The sequence below is a fragment of the Amycolatopsis sp. PSD-21 genome (assembly GCF_055561455.1).
The window spans coordinates 738,200-763,156 of the sequence record NZ_CM145712.1 but is presented as its reverse complement, the minus strand read 5'-3'; the positions used below and the strand labels follow the sequence as shown (position 1 = coordinate 763,156).

19 protein-coding genes are annotated in these 24,957 nt (G+C 67.0%); 5 read left to right on the top strand and 14 right to left on the bottom strand.

Going from position 1 to position 24,957, the window contains the following annotated elements:
- Window positions 1-121: 121 nt before the first annotated feature.
- The 5 genes from tuf to ACZ1DY_RS03920 form a co-directional block, all read right to left on the bottom strand.
- The gene (gene tuf, locus ACZ1DY_RS03940; protein ID WP_016331088.1) at window positions 122-1,315 is read right to left on the bottom strand and encodes an elongation factor Tu; all 1,194 of its coding nucleotides are present in this window, start codon (window positions 1,313-1,315) and stop codon (window positions 122-124) included.
- A gap of 124 nt (window positions 1,316-1,439) precedes the next feature.
- The gene (gene fusA, locus ACZ1DY_RS03935) at window positions 1,440-3,539 is read right to left on the bottom strand and encodes an elongation factor G (protein WP_126733347.1); all 2,100 of its coding nucleotides are present in this window, start codon (window positions 3,537-3,539) and stop codon (window positions 1,440-1,442) included.
- 63 nt (window positions 3,540-3,602) lie between these two features.
- Entirely contained in the window at window positions 3,603-4,073 is a 471-nt protein-coding gene (rpsG, locus tag ACZ1DY_RS03930; protein ID WP_007031033.1) for a 30S ribosomal protein S7, read from the bottom strand.
- Window positions 4,073-4,447, bottom strand: coding sequence for a 30S ribosomal protein S12 (gene rpsL, locus ACZ1DY_RS03925; protein WP_003102113.1), 375 nt, complete (start codon window positions 4,445-4,447; stop codon window positions 4,073-4,075). The genes rpsG and rpsL overlap by 1 nt, the downstream gene beginning before the upstream one ends.
- A gap of 494 nt (window positions 4,448-4,941) precedes the next feature.
- The gene (locus tag ACZ1DY_RS03920) at window positions 4,942-5,088 is read right to left on the bottom strand and encodes a hypothetical protein (RefSeq protein WP_126733346.1); all 147 of its coding nucleotides are present in this window, start codon (window positions 5,086-5,088) and stop codon (window positions 4,942-4,944) included.
- Between the two features lie 171 nt (window positions 5,089-5,259).
- Here ACZ1DY_RS03920 and ACZ1DY_RS03915 point away from each other — a divergent pair, with 171 nt between their 5' ends.
- From ACZ1DY_RS03915 to ACZ1DY_RS03900, 4 genes are read left to right on the top strand one after another with little or no spacing between them, the layout of a single operon-like run.
- Window positions 5,260-5,838 carry a YbaB/EbfC family nucleoid-associated protein gene (locus ACZ1DY_RS03915; RefSeq protein ID WP_465483634.1) on the top strand — a complete coding sequence of 193 codons (579 nt, stop codon included), beginning with the start codon at window positions 5,260-5,262 and terminating at the stop codon, window positions 5,836-5,838.
- A complete protein-coding gene (locus tag ACZ1DY_RS03910) occupies window positions 5,835-6,167 on the top strand; it encodes a hypothetical protein (protein WP_126733344.1) in 333 nt (110 codons plus the stop codon). The genes ACZ1DY_RS03915 and ACZ1DY_RS03910 overlap by 4 nt, the downstream gene beginning before the upstream one ends.
- A 13-nt stretch (window positions 6,168-6,180) precedes the next feature.
- Window positions 6,181-7,344 (top strand): hypothetical protein, encoded by a 1,164-nt coding sequence (locus ACZ1DY_RS03905; RefSeq protein WP_257489264.1) that lies wholly within the window; start codon window positions 6,181-6,183, stop codon window positions 7,342-7,344.
- Between the two features lie 9 nt (window positions 7,345-7,353).
- Window positions 7,354-8,790: a hypothetical protein gene (locus ACZ1DY_RS03900; protein WP_465483633.1), complete on the top strand. Its 1,437-nt coding sequence runs from the start codon at window positions 7,354-7,356 to the stop codon at window positions 8,788-8,790.
- Window positions 8,791-8,794: 4 nt separating this feature from the next.
- Here the strand turns inward: ACZ1DY_RS03900 and ACZ1DY_RS03895 are convergent, their stop codons facing one another.
- The 6 genes from ACZ1DY_RS03895 to ACZ1DY_RS03870 form a co-directional block, all read right to left on the bottom strand.
- Window positions 8,795-9,295: a GNAT family N-acetyltransferase gene (locus ACZ1DY_RS03895; RefSeq protein ID WP_465483632.1), complete on the bottom strand. Its 501-nt coding sequence runs from the start codon at window positions 9,293-9,295 to the stop codon at window positions 8,795-8,797.
- An 85-nt stretch (window positions 9,296-9,380) separates the two neighbouring features.
- On the bottom strand, window positions 9,381-9,866 hold the full coding sequence (locus ACZ1DY_RS03890) for a hypothetical protein (RefSeq protein WP_126733340.1): 486 nt from the start codon (window positions 9,864-9,866) through the stop codon (window positions 9,381-9,383).
- Between the two features lie 55 nt (window positions 9,867-9,921).
- Window positions 9,922-10,155, bottom strand: coding sequence for a hypothetical protein (locus ACZ1DY_RS03885; RefSeq protein WP_465483631.1), 234 nt, complete (start codon window positions 10,153-10,155; stop codon window positions 9,922-9,924).
- Window positions 10,156-10,181: 26 nt separating this feature from the next.
- A complete protein-coding gene (locus ACZ1DY_RS03880) occupies window positions 10,182-10,415 on the bottom strand; it encodes a hypothetical protein (protein WP_465483630.1) in 234 nt (77 codons plus the stop codon).
- Window positions 10,416-10,448: 33 nt separating this feature from the next.
- A complete protein-coding gene (locus ACZ1DY_RS03875; protein ID WP_465483629.1) occupies window positions 10,449-12,209 on the bottom strand; it encodes a hypothetical protein in 1,761 nt (586 codons plus the stop codon).
- 80 nt (window positions 12,210-12,289) lie between these two features.
- On the bottom strand, window positions 12,290-14,134 hold the full coding sequence (locus tag ACZ1DY_RS03870; RefSeq protein ID WP_465483628.1) for a hypothetical protein: 1,845 nt from the start codon (window positions 14,132-14,134) through the stop codon (window positions 12,290-12,292).
- A gap of 598 nt (window positions 14,135-14,732) precedes the next feature.
- Between ACZ1DY_RS03870 and ACZ1DY_RS03865 the strand changes: the two genes are divergently transcribed.
- Entirely contained in the window at window positions 14,733-14,927 is a 195-nt protein-coding gene (locus ACZ1DY_RS03865) for a hypothetical protein (protein ID WP_465483627.1), read from the top strand.
- A 252-nt stretch (window positions 14,928-15,179) separates the two neighbouring features.
- On the opposite strand, the gene ACZ1DY_RS03860 is transcribed toward ACZ1DY_RS03865, so the two are convergent.
- From ACZ1DY_RS03860 to rpoB, 3 genes are all read right to left on the bottom strand, one after another.
- Window positions 15,180-16,940, bottom strand: a complete 1,761-nt coding sequence (locus ACZ1DY_RS03860; RefSeq protein ID WP_465483626.1) for a hypothetical protein — start codon at window positions 16,938-16,940, stop codon at window positions 15,180-15,182.
- Window positions 16,941-17,130: 190 nt separating this feature from the next.
- Complete coding sequence (locus ACZ1DY_RS03855) at window positions 17,131-21,042, bottom strand: DNA-directed RNA polymerase subunit beta' (protein ID WP_257489273.1); 3,912 nt, start codon at window positions 21,040-21,042, stop codon at window positions 17,131-17,133.
- A gap of 91 nt (window positions 21,043-21,133) precedes the next feature.
- Window positions 21,134-24,634, bottom strand: a complete 3,501-nt coding sequence (gene rpoB, locus ACZ1DY_RS03850; protein WP_126733336.1) for a DNA-directed RNA polymerase subunit beta — start codon at window positions 24,632-24,634, stop codon at window positions 21,134-21,136.
- Window positions 24,635-24,957 lie beyond the last annotated feature (323 nt).

Here is a 24,957-nt window from a genome sequence, read left to right as displayed (position 1 = left end):
AACCTGTCTTCGTGAGAAGTACGAGTTCGGCCGCCCCAGGACGAGCAACCTGAATAGTGTCGCACACGTGATTTGACGCCCCTAACCCGGGGGTGTATTGCCCCCGGGCGGGGCGCCTAAATCACTTGATGATCTTGGTGACCTGGCCGGCGCCGACGGTCCGACCACCCTCGCGGATGGCGAAACGCAGACCCTCGTCCATGGCGACCGGCTGGATCAGCACGACGCTGATGTCCGTGTTGTCGCCCGGCATGACCATCTCGACACCCTCCTTGAGGGTGACGACGCCGGTCACGTCCGTGGTACGGAAGTAGAACTGCGGGCGGTAGTTGTTGAAGAACGGGGTGTGACGGCCACCCTCGTCCTTCGACAGGATGTAGACCGAGCCCTCGAACTCCGTGTGCGGGGTGGTGGTGCCCGGCTTCACGACGACCTGGCCGCGCTCGACGTCTTCGCGCTTGATACCGCGGACCAGCAGACCGACGTTGTCGCCCGCCTCGCCGGTGTCCAGCAGCTTGCGGAACATCTCGACACCGGTGACGGTGGTCTTGGTCGACTTCTCCTTGATGCCGACGATCTCGACCTCTTCGTTCACGTTGACGCGGCCGCGCTCGATGCGACCGGTCACGACCGTGCCACGGCCGGTGATGGTGAAGACGTCCTCGATCGGCATGAGGAACGGCTTGTCGAGCTCGCGGACCGGGTCCGGCACGTTCTCGTCGACGGCTTCCATCAGCTCGAGAACGCTCTCGCCCCACTTGGCGTCGCCCTCGAGGGCCTTCAGGCCGGAGACCTTGATGACCGGAGCGTCGTCACCCGGGAAGTCCTGGGAGGACAGCAGCTCGCGGACCTCGAGCTCGACGAGCTCCAGGATCTCCTCGTCGTCGACCATGTCGGCCTTGTTCAGCGCGACCACGATGTAGGGCACGCCGACCTGCTTCGCGAGCAGCACGTGCTCACGGGTCTGCGGCATCGGGCCGTCGGTCGCCGCGACCACGAGGATCGCGCCGTCCATCTGCGCCGCACCGGTGATCATGTTCTTGATGTAGTCCGCGTGACCGGGGGCGTCCACGTGGGCGTAGTGACGCTTCTCGGTCTGGTACTCGACGTGCGAGATGTTGATCGTGATACCGCGCTGCTTCTCTTCCGGCGCGTTGTCGATCTGGTCGAACGCCGAAGCGGTGTTCAGCTCGGGGTACTTGTCGTGCAGAACCTTGGTGATCGCCGCGGTCAGAGTGGTCTTACCGTGGTCGACGTGACCGATGGTCCCGATGTTGACGTGCGGCTTGGTCCGCTCGAATTTCGCCTTCGCCACTGGAATGTCCTCCTGGACTGTTTTGCTTACTCACCGGCCAACGTGGCTGTCGGACGGGGATTCGTTTCTTGACGGATGCTGCGGACGTTCAGGAGTGTTCCTTATGCCCGCGAGCGGACGGGAACTACTCCCCCGTCGCCTTCGCGATGATTTCCTTCGCGACGTTCGCGGGAACCTCGGCGTAGGAGTCGAACACCATGGAGTAGTTGGCACGTCCCTGCGTACGCGAACGCAGGTCACCGACGTAACCGAACATCTCCGACAGCGGGACCAGTGCCTTGACGACACGGGTACCGGCGCGCTCCTCCATGGCCTGGATCTGGCCACGGCGGGAGTTGAGGTCACCGATCACATCGCCCATGTAGTCCTCGGGCGTGGTGACCTCGACGGCCATCAGCGGCTCGAGGATGACCGGACCGGCCTTCTTCGCGGCTTCCTTCATCGCCATGGAGCCGGCGATCTTGAAGGCCATTTCGGAAGAGTCGACCTCGTGGTACGCGCCGTCCAACAAGGTGAACTTCAACCCGACGAGCGGGTAGCCGGCCAGCACGCCGTACTGCATGGCGTCCTGTGCGCCCGCGTCGACCGACGGGATGTACTCCCGCGGCACGCGGCCACCGGTGACCTTGTTGTCGAACTCGTAGAGGGCACCGTCGGTGGACTCGAGCGGCTCGAGCTTGACGATGACCTTCGCGAACTGACCGGAACCACCGGTCTGCTTCTTGTGCACGTAGTCGAGCTTCTCGACCGTCTTGCGCACCGTCTCGCGGTAGGCGACCTGCGGCTTACCGATGTTCGCCTCGACCTTGTAGTCGGACTTCATGCGGTTGACCAGCACCTCGAGGTGCAGCTCGCCCATACCGGCGATGATCGTCTGGCCGGTGTCCTCGTCCAGGTTGACCTGGAACGTCGGGTCCTCTTCGGCCAGCTTCTGGATCGCCAGGGACAGCTTCTCCTGGTCGGCCTTGGTCTTCGGCTCGATCGCGACGCGGATGACCGGCGCCGGGAACGTCATCGACTCGAGGACGACCGGGCTCTGCGGGTCGGCGAGGGTGTCACCGGTGGTGGTGTCCTTCAGGCCGATGACCGCGTAGATGTGGCCCGCCTGGGCCTCGTCCACCGGGTTCTCCTTGTTGGAGTGCATCTGGAAGAGCTTCCCGATGCGCTCCTTGCGCTCCTTGGTGGCGTTGATCAGCTGCGCGCCGGAGGCGACCTTGCCCGAGTACACCCGGATGTAGGTCAGCTTGCCGAAGAACGGGTGCGCGGCGATCTTGAACGCCAGAGCGGAGAAGGGCTCCTCGGTCGACGGCTTGCGCGACACGACGGTCTCGCCGTCGGGCAGCGTGCCCTCGACGGCCGGGACGTCCAGCGGCGACGGAAGGTAGTCGATGACCGCGTCGAGCATGGGCTGCACGCCCTTGTTCTTGAACGCGGAACCGGTGAGCACCGGGTACGCCTCGCGGTTCACGGTGAGCTTCCGGATGCCGGCCTTGATCTCGGCCTCGGACAGCTCCTCGCCCTCGAGGAACTTCTCCATCAGGGAGTCGTCGGTCTCGGCGATGGCCTCGACCAGCTTCTCCCGGTACTCGGCCGCCTTGTCGGCGAGCTCGGCCGGGATCTCCTCGACGGCGTAGTCCTCGCCCTTCTGGACCTCGCCGCGCCAGGTCAGCGCCTTCATGCGGACCAGGTCGACGACGCCTTCGAACTCGTTCTCGGCGCCGATCGGCAGCTGGATGACCAGCGGGCGGGCGCCGAGGCGCTCCTCGATGGTGCGGACGGTGAAGTAGAAGTCCGCGCCGAGCTTGTCCATCTTGTTGACGAAGCAGATACGAGGAACCTCGTACTTGTCCGCCTGACGCCAGACCTGCTCGGACTGCGGCTCGACACCTTCCTTGCCGTCGAAGACGGCGACGGCACCGTCGAGCACGCGGAGCGAGCGCTCCACCTCGACGGTGAAGTCGACGTGGCCCGGCGTGTCGATGATGTTGATCTGGTGATCGGCCCAGAAAGTGGTGGTGGCAGCCGAGGTGATGGTGATACCCCGCTTCTGCTCCTCCTCCATCCAGTCCATGGTGGCGGCGCCATCGTGGACTTCACCGATCTTGTAGTTGACCCCGGTGTAGAACAGGATCCGCTCGGTGGTGGTGGTCTTACCGGCGTCGATGTGGGCCATGATGCCGATGTTGCGGACCTTGTTCAGGTCGGTCAGCACTTCACGTGCCACGAGAGTGTTCCCCTGTCTCAAAATTGGGGCCCGGCAAGGCTTTGATCGGCAGCCGGGCGGATATCACCAGCGGTAGTGCGCGAAGGCCTTGTTGGACTCGGCCATCTTGTGCGTGTCCTCACGCCGCTTCACGCTGGCGCCGAGGCCGTTGCTCGCGTCGAGGAGCTCGTTCTGCAGACGCTCGATCATGGTCTTCTCGCGACGAGCCTGCGAGAAGGAGACCAGCCAGCGAAGCGCGAGCGTGGTGGAACGTCCCGGCTTGACCTCGATCGGCACCTGGTAGGTGGCACCACCGACGCGGCGGCTCTTCACCTCGATGGTGGGCTTCACGTTGTCAAGGGCGCGCTTCAGCGTGACGACCGGGTCGGTGCCGGTCTTCTCGCGAGCGCCTTCGAGGGCGCCGTAGACGATGCGCTCGGCCAGGGACCGCTTGCCGTCCTTCAGCACCTTGTTCACCAGCTGGGTGACCAGCGGGGATGCGTAGACGGGGTCAGAGATCAGCGGCCGCTTCGGGGCCGGACCCTTGCGGGGCATTAGCTCTTCTCCTTCTTCGCGCCATACCGGCTGCGCGCCTGCTTACGGTTCTTGACACCCTGGGTGTCGAGCGAACCGCGGATGATCTTGTAACGGACACCCGGCAGGTCCTTCACACGACCACCGCGCACGAGCACCATCGAGTGCTCCTGCAGGTTGTGGCCTTCACCGGGAATGTAGGCGGTGACCTCGATGCCGCTGGTCAGCTTCACACGAGCGACCTTGCGAAGCGCCGAGTTCGGCTTCTTGGGGGTTGTGGTGTACACGCGAGTGCACACGCCACGCCGCTGCGGGCTCCCCTTGAGGGCCGCGGTCTTCTGCTTGGCAGCCTTGTCCTGGCGGCCCTTACGGACCAGCTGCTGGATCGTGGGCAATGGACCAGCTTTCTGTTCGCGATCTTGCTACTACGTGTTGTCTCCGGCCCCCGCGGTCGGGCGTGTCGGCCCGCGTCACGGTCTTGCGACCGGTAACTTCCCGTAGGGATTTTCCGTCGGATCCCGCGTGGGCGAAGCCTTGGAACCGGATGCCTGAGCACCCCGTTCATGCCGCACGGCACACGGGACGGCCCGACGCCTGCCGGGCACGGTCTCCAAAGATACCCGGCCTCTTCCGGACCGGCCAAATCGGGGGGTCTGTAACTATATCGTGCCGGGCGTCACGCCGCGGCGACCCTGATGGAACGGCGTTTCGGCCGCTTGCATTCCCTCGTCGGGCTTGGCGTCGCCCCTCCCGGCAGAGGCCCCGTTCCTCGTCGGGCTTGGCGTCGCCCCTCCCGGCAGAGGCCCCGTTCCTCGTCGGGCTTGGCGTCGCCCCTCCCGGCAGGGGACCGTTCCTCGCCGGCCTCGGCGCCGCCCCTCCCGGCAGGGACTCAGTCCTCGTCGGGCTTGGCGTGATCCGCCCGGCCCGGATGCGGGTCCCGCGAGAGGTCGATCAACGGATGCACGGGTGCCCCCTCCGGCGCCGCGTGACTCCCCCGCCTGGGTTCTTCGCTGCTTTCCTGCTTCTCGGCGTCCACGACGCCTCCCCTCGTTCGTACTGTTACCGCCCTGCTCGGCGGACCACGCTACCTATTCCCCTATCGGGTGAGCCGGATGGATCCGGAAAGCACACCATCGCGTCCAACGAGTGAATAGGTCACGATGGCCGCGGTGATAGCGGACACACGCACTTCGCACGGGGAGGCTCCATGTCGGCCGAGTTCGAACAGCTGGTCGCCGAGTTCGAGAAGTTCCAATCCAAGATCAAACAGGCCGAGACGCAGTTCGCGAAGGTCGGCGAGATGCAGGGCGAGCTGGCCGAACTGGAGTCGGTGGCGACGTCGCCGGACCGCTCGGTCACCGTCGTCGCGGGGCCCGGCGGGTCCGTGAAGGACATTCGTCTCAGCCCGGAAGCCCTTCGGCAGCAACCACAACAGCTCTCCGCCACCATTCTGTCCACTTTGCACACCGCGGTGGCCGACGCGGCGCGGAAGCAGGCGGGGATCGTCGACGCGCAGTTCGGCGGGGCGTTCCACCTGAACGTCGAAGAACAGGTTCTCGAAGCCCAAGCGGAAGCACTGGGAACCACGGCGGACGATCTGCGGTCTCAGATGTCGGAGGAGCCATCACGGAACCCCGCGCGCCGCCCTCGGAACGAAGACGACTTCAGCGAGGAGACGGTGCTCCGGCGGTCGGACGAACCGACTCCCGGGCCGGCGCCGTCCGGCGGGAACTCGGCCGGTGACCAGTTCCTCAAGAACCTGTTCGACGAGGAGGATCACCGATGACCGGACCGGGTGGGCACGCGGTCAAGACGCAGGCCTTGACCGACTACGCGAACAAGCTCGGCTATTACAAGGACGAGGCGGGCAAGTTCGGCGATCTCGTCGACCAGGCCGACGTCACGGACAAGTCGTGGGGCCTGATCGGGCTCGCGGTGAAGCAGACGTACACCGGCAAACTCGCCGACCTGCGTGAACTGCTCGAACTCCTGAAGACCGGGGTCGACTCGTTCTCCGGGAAGATGACCCAGGCGGCGTCGATCTACAACGGCTTCGAAAACGACGCGACGATCACACTGGGGAAGTACGAAGCCAAGATCGACGGACCGAAGTGAGCTGGGGGACGGCATGACCGACGAGAAGGCGAGCATCGCCGCCGGCGTCAAGATCACGGGTGACGACAGCTTCGGCAAGAACGCGCTGGACGCGGCCAAGAAGGTGCCGATCGCGGGCAAGGGCGTCACCACCGTCGCCAACGCCTACGAGAAGTTCAGTACCGCGCAGGGCCCCGGTGACGTGGTGGCCGCCGGCGGGCAGCTGGTGCAGGACGGCGCCGGATTCATCGCGGGCGCGGGGGCGGACGTGGCGAGCTTCGTGCTCGACCCGGTCGGCTGGCTGGTCAGCAACGGCCTCAACATCCTCATCGAGCTGATCCAGCCGCTGCAGGACGCGCTGCACTTCGTCACGGGTGACGGCCCGGCGCTCAAGACCGCGGCCGGTAACTTCGGCAACATCGCCAAGGGTTTCGTGACGCTGGCCGACGACTTCGTCAAGACCGGCGACGAGTCCTTGAAGGACTGGGTCGGCGACGCGGGCGACGCCGCCAGGAACGCGCTCGGCGACTTCGCCGTCGGCATCAAGGGCATCGGCAACAGCGCCGGGACGGTGGCCGAGACGCTGCAGATGTGGTCGATGGTGATGACCGTCATCGAAGAGGTCGTCAAATCGATCATCTCCGAGCTGGTCACCTGGGCCATCTACATCTGGCTGCCCGCGCTGGCCGCTTCCGTCGTGAGCCTCGGCTCGTCGGTCGCCGCCGCGATGACCGCGACGATCGCCAAGGCCGCGAGCGCGATGAGCAAGATCACCAAGCACCTCGGGCGGCTCGGCAAGCTGCTCGACAAGTTCATGGGCTTCATGGCCAAGTGGACCGACGACCTGATCAAACAGGGTTCGAAGCTGACGAAGGCCGGCAAGGTCGGGATGACCCCCGGCCAGGAGAAGGCGATCGTCGGCGCGTTCGCGAAGGGCACCGGATCCCAGCTGGGCACCTTCGGCGACGCCGCGAAGGACGTCCTCAAGGGTGTGCCGAACCAGGCGATCAAGCAGGTGGTCGGGGTCAATCCCGCCGACCTGTCGAAGGGTTCGGCGTATCAGGGCAAGGCGGCGTTCGACGTCGCGAACAAGGTCATCGACAACACCAAGAACATCACCGCCGGGCAGGAGTACGGCCGTACCGGCGGCCGCCACAGCGACGAGGAGACCCGCGAGAACCTCGACATGGACCAGTAGGGTCGCCCGATGGACGATCAGCTGGCCGGGCCGTGGCTCATCGCCGGTGGGTACACCCTCGCCCTGGCGCTGTTGCTGCTCGGCGGGCGCTTCGACGGACGGCGGCCCACCGCGGCCGCCGTCTGCTACGCGCTCTGCGGGATCCTCGTCTCCGAGACGTCGCTGTACTGGCTCTCGGCGGGGTCGGGCAGCGCGGTGCCCGGCTGGCTGTGGTTCGCGTTCCCGCTGTTCATCGCGGCTCTGGCGGCCTGGCGGGGGTATCGGCAGAAGACGTGGACCGGCAGGCTCGACGGGTCCGCCGAGCCGAGCTTCGGCGTACTCCCCTCGCGGGGGATCGCCGTCACCCACGCGTCACCCGAGTCGGTGGTGACCGCGGTCGAGTTCGACCACAACGGGCATCGTCTGCTCGGGGTCGAGTACCGGCTCGGCGGCTCGGCGGAGTTGCCGGACCTGTCCAGGACAGCCGACCTGACTGATGGGACGTATGCCCTGATCCAGCTGCGGACGCCGGTCGTGCCGTCGGTCGTCATCACCCCCGTGACGGGTGCTTTCGAGCCGGAACGGTTCACACCGCTGGAGGACGCGCGCATCACGCGGAACACCATCGGGGCGCCGAAGCCGGACGCCCTGTTGCAGCGGTTCGAGACCGGTACGGAGTTCGACCGGCGGTTCACCGTGACGACGTCCGATCCGGAGTTCGCCGAGGCGCTGCTCTCCCCCGGCGTCCGCGCGCTGTTCGAAGGCGATCCGTGGTTCCGGGTCCGCGAGGTCGCCTTCCACGGCGGTTCACTGTGGACCTCCGAGGCCGGGACGCTGACCGAAGAGATGATGTTCGCCGACTCCCGCCGCCTGGCCGTCCTGGCGTCCACAGTGGACTGGGACGACGCGGGCTTCCGTTCGGTGGCGGCGGGATCCGACACCAGCGACGCCGGATGGCTCGACGGACGGCAAGGCCCGCTCGCCGGGCTCCGCGGCCCGCTCAACCGGCACCGGGAAGCGGCCGGACGTCAGCCGCTGTCGACGCTGTCGCTGGTTGCGCGCACGGTCGTCGCGCTCGCGCTGGTGCTGCCGGGGCTGGCGCTCGCGGTGAACTCGCTGGCCGCGCTGACCGGGCTCGCCCCCGAGGCGCGGCTCACCGTGAACGCGACGCAGCGGGCGGAGGCGAGCACGTCGAGCTGCACCAGCTGCGGCAACGGCAACCTGGTGGACGGCACCTACGAACTCGACGGCGTGACGCACGAGGTCAAGGACCTGCGGTGGATGTCCTTCGGGAACTTCCCGGAGCGGGGTGACGTCGTCGACATCGCCGTGACGCCGCTGTGGTGGCATCCGCTGATCGAGGGCAAGGACACCGGCGTCTTCCTGCTGCTGATCGGCCTCGCCCCCGTCCTCGCCGGTGCCCTGCTCGCCAAGGCCACCTTCCGCCCGCGCCCGCGTCGCGTTTAGCGGGCTAAACGCGATCCGGCACGGCCGGGGCCAGGGACTTCGCGAAGTAGTGGTGCGCGTAGGGGTCGTTGTTGAAGGGCTCGACCGTCTCGTAGCCGAGGCGCGCGTACAGGGCCCTCGCCTCGACGAGGTCGTCGCGGGTGTCGAGGCGGATGGTCGTGGCCCCGAGGCCGCGGGCGACGTCTTCGGCGGCGGCCACGAGCAGCGCCGCGCCACCCTTGCCGCGTTCGGACTTCCGCAGGAAGACGCGTTTGAGTTCGGAGATCTCGGGCGTCATCACCCGGAGCCCGGCGCAGCCGGCCAGTACCCCGTCGCGCCACGCGAGGAGGAAGGCGCCGGTCGGCGGGACCATGTCCCGGCTGTGCTGCTCCTGGAGCAGGGCGTCGAGCTCCGCTTCGGTGACCTGGCGCTCGTAGTAGCGCGACGCGATCTCGTCCAGGTACTCGCGCAGCAGCTGGGCGGCGTCCGGGTGATCGACGGGGGTGACTTCGAAGCTCCAGGTCATGGCTACATTCTGCCCATCTTGGCCACCGGTTTTCGCTCCGCCGCCAGCTCGCGATTAGGGGGCTAAACGCAGGTCGGCGCGGTGGTCAGGAGGGGGCGAGGCGGCCGGCGCAGGTGGCGACCTCACCGGGGGCCGACTTCTCCGAGGTGACGACGGCGCCGCCAACGGCCACCCGACATTCGACGGCGCCCTCGCCCTGCCCCATCAGCTGGACGGTCGGCGGGGTGCCGGTGTTCTTCCACGTGAGCTCCTTGCGCCACGGCAGCGTCACCTGCAGCTCCTGGTGCACGAGCCCGAGCCCGTTCGAGTCGTAGACCACGGTCGCGGTCCCCGTCCCGGCGAGCTCGTACGCGATCCGCCAGTCGTTCGACACCGGCTGCGCCTGGCTGAGCGTCCGGGTGATCGTGCGGTCCGGCCCCCGCGACGGCGTGGCCTCGGCCGGCGCGCCGACCACGGCCACGGTCTCGGCCGGCGGCTCCTCACCGCCGTTGAGCAGCACCACGCAGGTCGCGAGCGCGGCCACCACGATCCCCGCGATCGCGATCCGCCCGATCAGCTGTCTGTCGGCCATCGGCCCTCCTCGCCGAGAGCGGCGGCGCGGCCCGGGAGCCGCGCCGCCGCGGAAGTCAGGACGGCAGCAAACGGCCGGGGACGCCGTTGAGCGACTGGACGAGCCCCAGCACCGGGACGCCGAGGGGCGCGAACGTCCAGATGTTGTGGAGCTCGCTCGTGTCGGGTTCGTCGACGACCACGACATCGTTCGGCGCGTCCTGCGCGGCGAGCGCCGGGGCGGCCGAGCCGAGCACGACGAGCCCGGCGAGCGCGGCACCGGTGACCGCGCGGACGAAGGTCTTCTTCATGAGATTCTCCTTTGCTGGTAACGGTTTTACGAAATGGGCGTGATGATCCCGTAGATCGGGGCGAGGACGTCGGTGGGCACGGGGACGGTCGGTCCGAGCAGTCCGCCGAGGTCGAAGCCGGGGATCAGCCAGACGGCGGGATTGCCGCCGCCGGTGGGCAGACCCGGCAGCGGGTCGGCCGAGGCGACCCCTCCGGCGAGTCCGGACAACGCGCCCGCGACGGCGAGCGGCAGCAGCACACGGGCCGCGATTCGCTTCATTTCTTCTCCCATTCTTTTCGTTGAAATCGAAATTCACCGCAGTACCGAGCTGACCGGCACGATCGTGCCGTCGGGAATCCACTGCCCCGCGTAGTTCCGGTCGGCGATCATCCCGACGGCGTGCGGTTCGCCCGGGTACATCGGCATGGCGTTGACCTGCGCCGCCGCGAAGATCTGGACGTCACCGTTGATCGACCTCCACTGATCGCCCAGCCAGCTCCGGAACCCGCCGAGCGTGGGGCTTTCGCCGCCGAAGACGTTGCCCGCGGCGACGGCGAAACTCACGGCGACCTGTTCGCGCGGGTCGAACCTCAGCGGCACCGAGGAGCTCGCGACGGAGTTGACGATCGGCCCGTTCAGCAGCCACGGCGCCAGGTACAGGCCGTATTGATGGGTCGGCTTGAGCCGCTGGGACTCGGCTGCGCGGGTCATCGCCGTGTAGCCGCCCGCCCAGCCGGACACGACGACCAGCGCGGTGTTCGGGCCCGCCTCGGCCTGCACCGGCAGACCGGAACGCGCGGCGGTCTCGCGGACCAGCTTCGCGGCGGCCGCACTGCGCGGCGAGGTGTCCTCGACGAGGGTGAGCGCGGAAGGTTTGCGCCCGGCGAGGAATTCGACGAGCTTGACGAGAGAACCGCTGTCCTCACTCGAAAGCGCGTCCGCCGGGCATGAGGTGAGGACTTCGCGACGGTCCGCGATCAGGCCACCCAGTGCCGCCGAAGCACACTCGGGCGCGTCCGCGTCCTCGATGGCGGGGCCTGGCTCCTCCCCGGCGTCGACCTCGATCGACGTCTTCTCCTCACCGCGGCTGATGACCAGGTCGCTACGCCCCTTCGGCAGGTCGACCTCGGCCCAGGTGCCCTCGGCGCCAGGCCGCACGATGGCCTTGCCGATCAGGCCGCCTTCGATTCCGGCGGACAGGTCTCCTCCCGCGCTCGCGGGAAAATGGACGAGGTTCTTGCCGGGCCGCTGCGGGCTCACCAGCACGGGGAGTCGCTGTTCACCCAGGGCGGCCTCGGCGAGCAGCGCGACACCGGGAACCGGGAGCTCGGGCGGTTTGGGAATGGCCGCGAGGGCGCTCCAGGCGACGAAACCGATGGCCACAGCGGCGGCGCCGAACCGGTAGGCGCGGGTGGATTCCTTACCCGAGAAGAAAAATCCCGCGACCACCGTGGCGAAGACCGGCAGCAAGGAGATTGCCAGCAACGTCAGCCCGAAGAGCGTGCCGTAGATCCTGCGGTCGAAACCCAGACCGGAGGAGAACAGCTGGACCGCGCCCGCGACGGCGAGAAGTCCGCCCAGGGTCAGGGAAAGCGGGCCGAGCCGGAAGTTCGTCTGGCGCCACTGCTCCGCGGGCACCCAGACGGAGAGAACGGTGACGCCGAACCACAAGGCCGCGGCCGCGACGTAGACGGTGTCGATGGCGAATTCGACACCCGTCCGCCCGAGCGAGGTTTCGAGCACGACCAGTGCGGCGAGCGCCAATGCGGCCCAGCGGCCCACCGACGGCCAGCGGATCAGTACGGGAATGGCCAGCGCGAGCACGAGATGCACGATCAACGCGATGACGTTGACGTCGGTCGCGAAAGCGGAAACCGCGGCCAGCGCGGCGGAAACCGCGCCGAGGGCGGCGATTGTGAGGTGCAGCCGGCGAGGCAGTTCACCCACCAGCGGACGCAGAATGCCTGTGCCCGCGAGGAAAGCGGTCGCCAGCAGAAGTCCGAGCCGGAGCAGGACAAGGGCGATGTCGACGCCGGCCGAACCCGAGCTCGCCGGTATGACGTGGTGATCCATGGGACCTTCTCCGAACAGATCGGCGGAGCCGTGGGTGGCGGAGTGCGCCCGCCACCCACGACCTTCCGCGCCGAGCAGGGTTACTTGAGATCCGCGTCCGCCACGACGAACAGTTCGGAGTGCGGCTTGGCGTTGCCGAAGGACCCGTGCGGCCAGGTCTTCCGGTTGAAGTTGATCCCGACCTGTCCGGTGAACTCGTCCCGGAAGTTCTGGTCGACCGCGACCTTCCCGTCCTCGCCGAGGTTCAGCAGGTTGACCTTGTGGTCACCGTCCAAACCGGACCGGGCGACGAAGTAGTTCGACACCGCGAGGTGCTGCGGTTTGTCGGTTTCGTGGTAATACCCGTCGTCACCGAGCACGAAGTTGTCGTACGCGCCCCAGTGCGGGCCACCGCCGGGTGTACCCGGATTGATCGGCGCCGCGCCGACGACGGTCGGCAGGTCGCCGCCGCCGCCCTGCTGGGATTTCTCCTTCGTGTCGATGCGGCCCTTGATGTTCTCGACCTTGTCGCCGGCGGCGACCAGCTTCTGGATGTCGAGGACGTACACGCCGCCGGTGGTGCCGGGGTCGTCCGGGCCGAGCGCGCCCTTGGAGCGTCCGGTGATCGCGCGGTAGAGATACTTGTCGTCGGGGCTGGTCTGGATCCAGCCGCCGTTGGAGCCACCACCGTTGGAGTCGTTGTTCGGGTGGATCGCCTTGTTGGCGGCGCCGTCGTCGAACACCTGGATCCAGTGCGGTTCCTTGGCCGTGATGTCCGGTGTGTAGAACACCGCGCCGCCCTGCATGGTCTGGGCGAACGCGCCCTTGTGGCCGGGCAGGTTGGTCACCGTGGTCTCCATGACCGCGCGGCTTTCCGCGTGCAGCGGGTCCGCGGGATCGGCGCGAGGACCGTCCGGCAGGTACGAGACCGCCTTGAGCTTCGGCTTGTTGCGGTCGGAGATGTCCCACGTGCGGACGGTCGGCCGCCGCAGATACGGCGATGGCTGCTTCACCGGGTCGAGGATGATGTTGCGCGGCTCGGCGTAGTCACTGGTGACCAGCGTGTTGAGGTCCTCGCGGGCCTGGATGCCGTGCGGGTTGGCACAGGTCGGCTTGTTTAGCTGCGGGAGGTTGTCGCACAGCTTCTTGTTGTCACCCTGCGGCGTTGCCGCCGGTGACTCCGAAAGCACCTGCGCGTTCTGGTCGAAGCGGACGACCTCGCCGGGGCTGCCCGCGAAACCGTTGCCCACCACGGTCGAACCGTTGGCGTAGGTGTGCGGGCCGGGCACGACCGGGCCGCCCATGTAGGTGCCGTAGGCGGTGCCGTCCTTGAGCACCCAGTACGCGTCCGGCACGGAGCCGCCGAGGGTCTGCGTCGGGAGGCTGACGCCCTTGAGCTTCAGTTGCGGCAACGCGGAGACGTCGAAGGCGTACGTCGCGGCGGCGAACAGCGCGCCGGCGTAGATCGTGTCTCCCTTGTGCCACACGTATTGCATGTGGTGTGGCTCGTTCTCGACGAGCGGCCCGACGGTGGCGGTGTTGACGACCTTGCCGTAAGTCGGCGAACCCTGCGTCGCGTCGATCACGGCGAGGAAGTCCGGACCGGGCAACGCGTTCTTGATCTTGTTCAGGCCGCCGCCGAGCGAACCCGGCAGATTCTTGACGTCCTTGACCAGGGTGTCGGCGATGTTCTCGTCACCGGCCCAGACCAGCAGCCACTTCTTGCGCTTGCCGTCCGCGCTCCGGGACGCCGCGACGTCCCTGGACACCAGGTGGTTCTGGACCCAGTACTCCTTGCCGTCGGCCGCCTTCTTCGCGTCCTTGACGACCTGGACGTCGGCGTAGGCGCTCGTCGCGGAGCCGGTGTAGGTCACCGTGCCCACGGCGAGCGCCGCCGCCAAGGCGCCGATCACCACTTTTCGCCACTTGGGCGAGTTGGATAGCATTCTTTCTCCCTGTTTTCGCTACCGAAGCGCCAGACAATTGGCACACCTCTCCCCTTTCCGCGCAGGCGTCACCGGCACGAATCAAAGGGAAAGCAATCAACCGCCGGTTCCAGCGGAGAACCGTTGCGGCACAGCGGAAAGCGTCAGCGCACGAGGAAACGTCGCAGCCGTTGCGAATACGCTGATCGAGTAAGCCCGGAAAGGGTCAGGAATCCATACACAGCGCGCTGGCTTGCTGCCGCAAGTCAACGTGCCGGCGCCACACCAAGGCGACTGGGGATTGCATGGGCGAAATACTCGTGTGAACCCACCGGAGTGTCAATCTCGTGATCAAAGAATGAGACGTGCCACGGCAGGGTGAATTTCCCACGATGCGGATGGGCCATTGGGCCGAACGGGTGGCGGTTTTCCGAGCATTGGGAATTAGGCCACTTGGCGGCGCTACGGCAGGTCACAACGGACCAGTAACCCGCATCCGGCAGCGCGGTGGCCGTTATGGTTTCGTTACACTTTCCCGGGAACTCTGCTGCCCACCCGGGCTGTGATACAGACGAGCGTCCGGCGTCGCCGTACCTTGGCCGGCCCAGCGGCGAGCTACATGCTCAAGGTGTTCGACTGCTACCGGCCGCAGCCTGCCGTCGACCACTTCGTCCGGCGGGCCAAGGACCCCGCGGACGAGAAGATGAAGGTGGAGTTCTTCTCCGAACATGACGGGTACATCGCGGAGGAGTCCGGCCACAGCCTCAGGAGCACGGTGGGCCTGACGATCATGGCGCCCGGATCGGCCAGGTGAGCCGTCATCCCGCCGGACCGGTTCCCGAACACGGGCATTGGGTAATGCTTCGTCACGCTCTCGCACACCGACGACCCGAGAATCACCGGCGAGGCCCGGGCGAACCGGCAGCTGCTCAAGGGCACGCTCGCGGAGGCCGGGTCCGGAACCTCACTGGGGGCGCATTCCCCGACACCGACTTCGGCTCCCCATCACCTGCCCCCTCACCTGCGCCCCTTCCCGCCGGATCGCGATTAGGGGGCTAAACGCAGGTCAGTCGGCCTGGCGACGGCGGCGCGAGGTGAAGACCAGACCCCCGCCGAGGGCCAAAGCCGCCAGGGCGAGGGCACCGAGGCCCAGGACGTCGGCACCGGTGCTGGCCAGGCCCGTTCCGCCGCCGGAACCTTGCTGACCCGGCGCACCGGGTGCTGGCGTAGTGGTTCCAGACGCGTCACAGCCAGGACGCCGGGTAGGCATGGTGACCGGCGGTTCCTCGCCCTTCTCCGCTCCGACGTGCAGCCGGGCGGGGTTGTCCGGCGGACCGACGACGTAGATCGAGGTCGGGTTCTCGTTCTTGATCCGCCAGCCCTTCGGCGGCGCGAAGAACAGGCGGTACTTCGGCCCCGGCACCACATTCTCGATCTTGAAGTTCCCGTCCGCGTCGGTCGTGGTCTCGACGATGGTCGGACAGTCGCCGTCGGAAGAGAGGATGAGCTTGACGCCGGCGATCCCCGGCCCCGGCTTACTCGGATCGGAGTCGTCGGCGACCTGTCCCGCGAGGGTGGCCATCCCACCCGGCACCGCCGCTTCGTCGATCGCGGACGGGTTGCGTTCGATGTCGACTTCGGCATAGCCGAAGTCACAAGCCACCGCGACACGGCCATGGTTAAGTGCGGCGTCCGGGACCTTTTCGGACACGTCGAAGGTGCTGGTCTCGCCGGGAGCGATCGTCACCCCGCCCGCGAAGTAGGCGAGCTCTCCCCAACCGGGACCGTTACCCCTCAGGCCGAAGTCCGTTCCGACGCGATTGCACCCCGCCACGATGCCGGAGAGCGGGATGGATCCGGAGTTCGACAGCGTGACGGTGAGGTGGGCGAGCTCGCCTGCCTTGTACGTGTCCTTGGTGAAGGACACCGATGCTTTGAGGGCGCCGTTCAACGGCTGCACCCCGCGGATGGGCAGGTTCGTGGTGTCCGCGCCGACCTGGACGACCCTGGTCGGGAAGAGCCAACCCTTGATCGCCTCGCCGCCGCCGAGGAGATACCGGGCGGCCGCGACGTCGCCGAAGTCGATCTTCCCGTCGGCGTCGCTGGTGGCCTTGTACTCCTTGGTGCCAGGGGTGTGGCGCAAGGTGAGCGGGATACCGGCGAGCTGCTCGCCGTCGTCGAGCTTGCCGTTGCCGTTCTTGTCGCCGAACACGACCCCCTCCGCGCCTCCGACGACCTTCGTGACGGGGACGCTGGCTTTGAACTGGCCGATGCTCAACGAAGAATCGTCGTAAAGGAAGCCACGAACGTTCACGACGTCACTGTCGAGGTCCGCCACCTGTCCGGTGACGGGTATCTCGATGGCTCCCGCCGGCTCGAGGCTCACCCCCGGCGAGCGACCCAGTTCCCGCCAGCCAGGCTCATAGGGGATCGAAAGGGCGCCCGGTTCGCCGAAGAAATAGTTCAGCTGAAGGCCGGTCACGCGAGTTCCGCTGACGTTCTTGACCTTGAAGGTGAATCGAACGTCTTCGTCGGTCCGGTAAGACGACTTTTCGAACGTGACCGAAGCTTCGAGCTTGTCGCTCGCGGCCTGTGGCTTCGGCGCTGCGGACGAAGGGGTCTCGACCGGCGGCGCGCTCGACGTCGGGGCCGGAGCACTACTCGGTGCTTCGGACGTCGTCGGCACACTTGAGGTCGGGGCCGAAGGCTCCGGATCCGCCACGGCGGGCGCGGTGAACACACCGGTCAGTGCCGCGCCGGCGGTGATCGTCGCAAGATAGATCCCCGCAGTACGCGCGATGGATCTCGCGCCAGGTCTTTTGCTCACGCAGAGTCTCCCCAGATAACCCAAATGGAATGCGCACAGCCCCCGAGCCGCGTGGAACCCGATCAATTTAGCGAGCGCTGAGGAGGGTGCGTACCCGTTTCGGGTGAAGGGAGCCGAATTGGAACATTCCGGGAAACGGGAAGGGCCCCCGCCGGATCGGCGGGGGCCCTTCTCGTGGATTTCGCTTCGGTCAGCGGAAGTCGCGGCCGAAGTCGTAGTCGTCCAGCGGCACCGCGGCGCCCGGCGTGGAGCCGAAGACGTCCGGGGTGTAGTAGCCGTCGTCGTAGGACGGGATCGCGTAAGCGGCGACCCGCGCCTCCTCGGTCGGCTGCACCTGGATGTTGCGGTACTTGTTGATCCCGGTACCGGCCGGGATCAGCTTACCGATGATCACGTTCTCCTTGAGGCCCACGAGCTTGTCCGAGCGGCCGTTGATGGCCGCGTCGGTCAGGACACGCGTGGTCTCCTGGAACGAGGCCGCCGACAGCCACGAGTCCGTGGTCAGCGAGGCCTTCGTGATCCCCATCAGCACCGGGCGACCCGAGGCCGGCTCGCCGCCTTCGGCGACCGACGCGCGGTTCTTCGCCTCGAACTTGGTCCGCTCGGGCAGCTCGCCCGGCAGGAAGTCCGTGGCACCGGAGTCGATGATCGTCACGCGGCGCAGCATCTGCCGCACGATGACCTCGATGTGCTTGTCGTGGATCGACACACCCTGCGCCCGGTACACCTTCTGGACCTCGTCCACCAGGTGCATCTGCGCCTCGCGCGGCCCCATGACCCGCAGGACCTCGTGCGGGTCCGGCGTGCCTTCGAGCAGCTGCTGGCCGACCGCGACACGGTCACCGTCGCCCAGCGGGCCGTTCGGGGTGTTCGCGAGCCGCTGACGCTTGGACAGCTTGTCGAAGACGATCTCTTCGCTGCCGTCGTCCGGGATCAGCGTGATCTTCCAGAACCGCTCGCTCTCCTCGATGCGCACGCGGCCATCGACGTCGGCGATCGGCGCCTTGCCCTTCGGGACCCGGGCCTCGAACAGCTCCTGGACACGGGGCAGACCGGTCGTGATGTCGTCACCGGCGACACCACCCTGGTGGAACGTACGCATCGTCAGCTGCGTACCCGGCTCACCGATCGACTGGGCCGCGACGATACCCACGGCCTCGCCGACGTCGACGAGCTGACCGGTCGCCATGGACCGGCCGTAGCAGGTGGCGCAGATACCGACGGCCGACTCGCAGGTCAGCACCGAACGCACCTTGACCTTGGAGATCCCGCTCGAGATGAGCTTGTCGATCGCCGGGTCACCGATGTCGTCACCGGCGTTGAGCACGACGTTGCCCTTGGCGTCGACCGCGTCGGTCGCCAGGTTCCGTGCGTACACGCTGGTCTCGACGTGCTGGTCGCGCAGGACCTTGCCGTCGCCGATGTCCTCGCCGATCGGCATGTTGATACCGCGGGTGGTGCCACAGTCGATCTCGCGGACGATGACGTCCTGCGACACGTCCACCAGACGACGGGTCAGGTAACCCGAGTCGGCGGTACGGAGCGCCGTGTCCGCCAGACCCTTACGGGCACCGTGCGTCGCGATGAAGTACTCCGCCACCGACAGGCCTTCACGGAAGTTGGCCTTGATCGGACGCGGGATGTACTCACCCTTCGGGTTCGACACCAGACCACGCATACCGGCCAGCGACCGGACCTGCGTCATGTTGCCCGCCGCGCCCGACTTCACGATCATCGCGATCGGGTTGTCGTCCGGCAGCGCCGTCTCCATGATCTTGTGGACCTCTTCGGTGGCCTGCGTCCACACCTTGACGAGCTCGTTGTTGCGCTCGGCGTGCGACAGCTGACCACGCTGGTACCGCTTCTCGACCTGGTCGGCCTTGCCTTCGTACTCGTCCAGAATGGCCTTCTTGCCGGTCGGGACGAGCACGTCGGAGATCGCGACCGTGACGCCCGAACGGGTCGCCCAGTAGAAACCGGCGTCCTTCAGGCGGTCCAGGGTCTGCGCGACCTGGGTCATCGAGTAGCGCTCGGCGAGGTCGTTCACGATCGCGGCCTGACGCTTCTTCGGCATCGGCTCGTTGATGAACGGGTAGTCCGCCGGCAGCAGCTCGTTGAACAGCACGCGGCCAAGGGTCGTCTCGGCCAGCCACGCCTTGCCCGGCTCCCAGCCCTTTTCCGCGAGCGCCGCTTCGTCGGCCTTGGCGGGCTGACGGTCGGTGATGCGGATCTTGACCGGGGCGTGCAGGCTCAGCGCCTTGCGGTCGAACGCCATGATCGCCTCGGCGGGCGACGAGTACGCGTTGCCCGCGCCCTCGGCGGTCTCGGTCAGGCGGGTCAGGTGGAACAGACCCGTCACCATGTCCAGACGCGGCATGGCGAGCGGACGGCCCGACGCCGGCGAAAGGATGTTGTTCGCCGACAGCATCAGGATGCGGGCCTCGGCCTGCGCCTCCGCGGACAGCGGGAGGTGCACGGCCATCTGGTCACCGTCGAAGTCCGCGTTGAACGCCTCACAGACCAGCGGGTGCAGCTGGATGGCCTTGCCTTCGACCAGCTGCGGCTCGAAGGCCTGGATACCGAGGCGGTGCAGGGTCGGCGCACGGTTCAGCATCACCGGGTGGCCGGTGATGACCTCTTCGAGCACGTCCCACACCTGCGGCCGCGACCGCTCCACCATCCGCTTGGCGGACTTGATGTTCTGCGCGTGGTTCAGGTCGACCAGCCGCTTCATGACGAACGGCTTGAACAGCTCGAGCGCCATGTCCTTCGGCAGACCGCACTGGTGCAGCTTCAGCTGCGGACCGACGATGATGACCGAACGGCCGGAGTAGTCGACACGCTTGCCGAGCAGGTTCTGACGGAACCGGCCCTGCTTACCCTTGAGCAGGTCGGACAGCGACTTCAGCGGACGGTTACCGGGACCGGTGACCGGGCGGCCGCGGCGGCCGTTGTCGAACAGCGCGTCGACGGCCTCCTGCAGCATCCGCTTCTCGTTGTTGACGATGATCTCGGGCGCGCCGAGGTCGATCAGCCGCTTCAACCGGTTGTTCCGGTTGATGACCCGGCGGTAGAGGTCGTTCAGGTCGGAGGTGGCGAACCGGCCACCGTCGAGCTGGACCATCGGGCGCAGGTCCGGCGGGATCACCGGGACGGCGTCGAGCACCATGCCGCGCGGGTCGTTGCCGGTGGCCTGGAAGGCCGCGACGACCTTGAGCCGCTTCAGCGCGCGGAGCTTCTTCTGCCCCTTGCCGTTGCGGATGGTGTCGCGCAGGCTCTCGGCCTCCGCGGCGACGTCGAACTCGGTGGCCAGCTTCTGGATGGCCTCCGCGCCCATGCCGCCGGTGAAGTACTCGCCGTAGCGGTCGACGAGCTCGCGGTAGAGCAGCTCGTCGGCGATCAGCTGGCGGGTGTCGAGCTTGGTGAAGGTCGTCCAGACCTCCTCGAGACGGTCCAGCTCGCGACCGGCGCGGTCACGCAGCTGACGCATCTCGCGCTCGCCGCCTTCCTTGACCTTGCGGCGGACGTCGGACTTGGCGCCCTCCGCCTCCAGCTCGGCCAGGTCGGCTTCCAGCTTCTGCGCCCGTGCCTCGATGTCCGCGTCACGCTTGGTCTCGAGGTTCTTGCGCTCGACACCGATCTCGTTCTCGAGGGTCGGGAGGTCGTTGTGCCGCAGCTCGGTGTTCACACCGGTGATCACGTAGGCCGCGAAGTAGATGATCTTCTCGAGGTCCTTCGGCGCCAGGTCGAGCAGGTAGCCCAGGCGGGAGGGAACACCCTTGAAGTACCAGATGTGGGTGACGGGAGCGGCCAGCTCGATGTGGCCCATCCGCTCACGACGCACCTTGGCGCGGGTGACCTCGACGCCACAGCGCTCGCAGATGATGCCCTTGAAGCGGACCCGCTTGTACTTACCGCAGTAGCACTCCCAGTCCCGGGTCGGGCCGAAGATCTTCTCGCAGAAGAGGCCGTCCTTCTCGGGCTTGAGCGTCCGGTAGTTGATGGTCTCCGGCTTCTTCACCTCGCCGAAGGACCACTGACGAATGTCGTCGGCGGTGGCGAGGCCGATGCGGAGCTCATCGAAGAAGTTGACGTCCAGCACGTCTTTACATCCCCTTGGGGTTGATGCGACTAGAGGAGTTGGCGAGCGGAGGCAGGAGCCCACGGGAGGCAGGCTCCCGCCTCATCGCGGGTCAGTGCACGACGTCGTCCACCGAGGGCGACTCGTTGCGGGACAGGTTGATGCCGAGGTTGGCCGCGGCACGCTCGAGGTCCTCGTCGTCGGAGTCGCGCATCTCGATCGCGGCGCCGTCGCTGGACAGCACCTCGACGTTGAGGCAGAGCGACTGGAGCTCCTTCAGGAGCACCTTGAACGACTCGGGGATACCCGGCTCGGGGATGTTCTCCCCCTTGACGATGGCCTCGTACACCTTGACGCGGCCGACCACGTCGTCCGACTTGATCGTCAGGAGCTCCTGCAGGGTGTATGCGGCGCCGTACGCCTGCATCGCCCAGCACTCCATCTCGCCGAACCGCTGGCCACCGAACTGCGCCTTACCACCCAGCGGCTGCTGCGTGATCATCGAGTACGGACCGGTGGACCGGGCGTGGATCTTGTCGTCGACCAGGTGGTGCAGCTTCAGGATGTACATGTAGCCGACGGAGACCGGGTACGGGAACGGCTCGCCGGAGCGGCCGTCCAGCAGCGTGGCCTTGCCGTTCTGCTTGACCATGCGCTCGCCGTCGCGGTTCGGCTTGGTCGCGCCGAGCAGCCCGGTGAGCTCCTCTTCCTTCGCGCCGTCGAACACCGGGGTGGCGGTGTTCGTGCCGGGGTCGACGTCGTAGAGCTCCTCGTTGAGGTTCTTCGCCCACTCCGGGTTGCCCTCGATCTTCCACCCCTGCGACGCCAGCCAGCCCAGGTGAAGCTCCAGGACCTGGCCGATGTTCATACGACGCGGGACACCGTGGGTGTTCAGGATGATGTCGACGGGCGTGCCGTCCTCCATGAACGGCATGTCCTCGGCGGGGAGGATCTTGCCGATGACACCCTTGTTCCCGTGGCGGCCGGCGAGCTTGTCGCCCGGCTGGATCTTCCGCTTCTGGGCCACGTAGACGCGGACCAGTTCGTTGACGCCCGGGGGCAGCTCGTCGTCGTCCTCGCGGGAGAACACGCGGATGCCAATGACCTTGCCGGTCTCGCCGTGCGGCACCTTCAGCGAGGTGTCGCGGACCTCGCGGGCCTTCTCGCCGAAGATCGCGCGGAGCAGGCGCTCCTCCGGGGTCAGCTCGGTCTCACCCTTGGGCGTGACCTTGCCGACCAGGATGTCGCCGTCGCGGACCTCGGCACCGATGCGGATGATGCCGCGCTCGTCGAGGTCGGCGAGGACCTCCTCGGAGACGTTCGGGATGTCCCGGGTGATCTCCTCGGCGCCCAGCTTGGTGTCGCGGGCGTCGATCTCGTGCTCCTCGATGTGGATCGACGTGAGCACGTCGTCCTGCACCAGGCGCTCGGAGAGGATGATCGCGTCCTCGTAGTTGTGGCCCTCCCACGGCATGACCGCGACGAGCAGGTTCTTGCCGAGCGCCATCTCACCGTTCTCGGTGGACGGGCCGTCGGCGATGACCTGACCCTGCTCGACCCGGTCGCCCTCGTTGACGATCGGGCGGTGGTTGAAGCAGGTGCCGTGGTTCGAGCGACGGAACTTGTACAGTCCGTAGCTCTTCCGCGTGCCGTCGTCGTGCATGATCGTGATCAGGTCGGCCGAGAGCTCCTCGACCACACCGGCCTGCTCGGCGACGAGCACGTCACCGGCGTCCACCGCGGCACGCAGCTCCACGCCGGTGCCGACCAGCGGGGCCGAGTTGCGCAGCAGCGGAACGGCCTGACGCTGCATGTTCGCGCCCATGAGCGCGCGGTTCGCGTCGTCGTGCTCGAGGAACGGGATCATCGCCGTCGCGACCGAGACCATCTGCCGCGGCGAGACGTCCATGTAGTCCACGTCCAGCGGGTCGATCAGCTCGACCTCGCCGCCCTTCTTACGGACCAGGACGCGGTCTTCGACGAAGGTACCGTCTTCCGAGATCGGCGCGTTCGCCTGCGCCTTCACGTAGCGGTCTTCCTCGTCCGCGGTGAGGTAGTCGACCTGGTCGGTGACGCGGCCCTCGACGACCTTGCGGTACGGGGTCTCGATGAAACCGAACGGGTTGACCCGCGCGTACGAGCAGAGCGAACCGATCAGGCCGATGTTCGGGCCTTCCGGCGTCTCGATCGGGCACATGCGGCCGTAGTGCGACGGGTGGACGTCACGGACCTCCATGCCGGCGCGCTCACGCGACAGACCACCCGGGCCGAGGGCGGACAGACGACGCTTGTGCGTCAGCCCCGACAGCGGGTTGTTCTGGTCCATGAACTGCGACAGCTGCGAAGTACCGAAGAACTCCTTGATCGCCGCCACGACGGGACGGATGTTGATCAGGGTCTGCGGCGTGATCGCCTCGACGTCCTGGGTGGTCATCCGCTCGCGGACGACGCGCTCCATCCGGGACAGACCCACGCGGATCTGGTTCTGGATGAGCTCGCCGACGGTGCGGAGACGACGGTTGCCGAAGTGGTCGATGTCGTCGGTCTCGACCGGGATGACCTGGTCGCCGACGGTCGCCTTGTCCTCGCCCGCGTGCAGGCGGACCAGGTACTCGATCGTCGAGACGATGTCCTCTTCGGTCAGCGTCCCGGTGTCGTACGGCGTGGTCAGGCCGAGCTTCTTGTTCAGCTTGTACCGGCCGACCTTGGCCAGGTCGTAGCGCTTCGGCTTGAAGAACAGGTTCTCCAGCAGCGTCTGCGCGCTCTCCTTCGTGGGGGGCTCGCCCGGACGCAGCTTGCGGTAGATGTCGAGGAGCGCCTCGTCGGTGCCGGCGGTGTGGTCCTTCTCGAGGGTGGCGAGCAGCGTCTCGGAGAAGGAGAAACGCTCGCGGATCGCCTCGGTGGTCCAGCCGAGCGCCTTCAGCAGCACGGTGACCGGCTGGCGGCGCTTGCGGTCGATGCGGACGCCGACGGTGTCGCGCTTGTCGACGTCGAACTCCAGCCAGGCACCCCGGCTCGGGATGACGCGGACGTTGAAGACGTCCTTGTCGGTGGTCTTGTCGACGCTGGTGTCGAAGTACACACCCGGCGAACGGACCAGCTGGGACACGACGACACGCTCGGTGCCGTTGATGACGAAGGTGCCCTTGTCGGTCATCACCGGGAAGTCGCCCATGAAGACCGTCTGGCTCTTGATCTCGCCGGTGTTGTTGTTCACGAACTCGGCGGTCACGAACAGCGGGGCCGCGTACGTCATGTCCTTGTCCTTGCACTCCTCGACGGAGGCCTTGACCTCGTCGAAGCGCGGGTCGGAGAAGGACAGCGACATGGATCCGGAGAAGTCTTCGATCGGCGAGATCTCGTTGAGGACCTCTTCCAGGCCACCGACCGGGTTTTCTTCACCTTCTTCGACGCGGCGTTCGAACCACGCCTCGTCGCCGGTGAACCATTCAAAGGACCTGATCTGCACGTCGAGCAGGTTCGGGGTGCTGAGCGGCTCGCGAATCTTTGCGAAGGAGACCCGCTTGGGGGCTCCCGGGATTCCCGTGGACTCCGAGCGAGATACAGCCGAGGTGGTCGCAGCAGTGGCCTGGTTCGCGGGAGAGACTGCCAAGATGCGTCCTTCCGGGGACAATGAGCGGTGAGCAGCCGCGTCAGCAACAGCTGATGCGATCTGTCAAGGGTGCCGTGTGCCCACTATCCTAACTACCGGCTCCGGGCAGCCTGAAAGAGGGCAGCGCAAAGAAGCAGTCTAGCCCGAACGTCGCGGTCTGTCCAGGGGGCGCTCCCGATGGGGCCCAGCCTGCATCGCAACGTCTTCAGGTATGCCTCTCCTCGGCCTCCCCGGACCGTCCCTCCCGCAAGGGCACCGCCGGTTCTCACCGTTGCCAGTAAGCGTGACCCCACAGGGGCTCTGAGTCAAGATGCCGCGCGGTG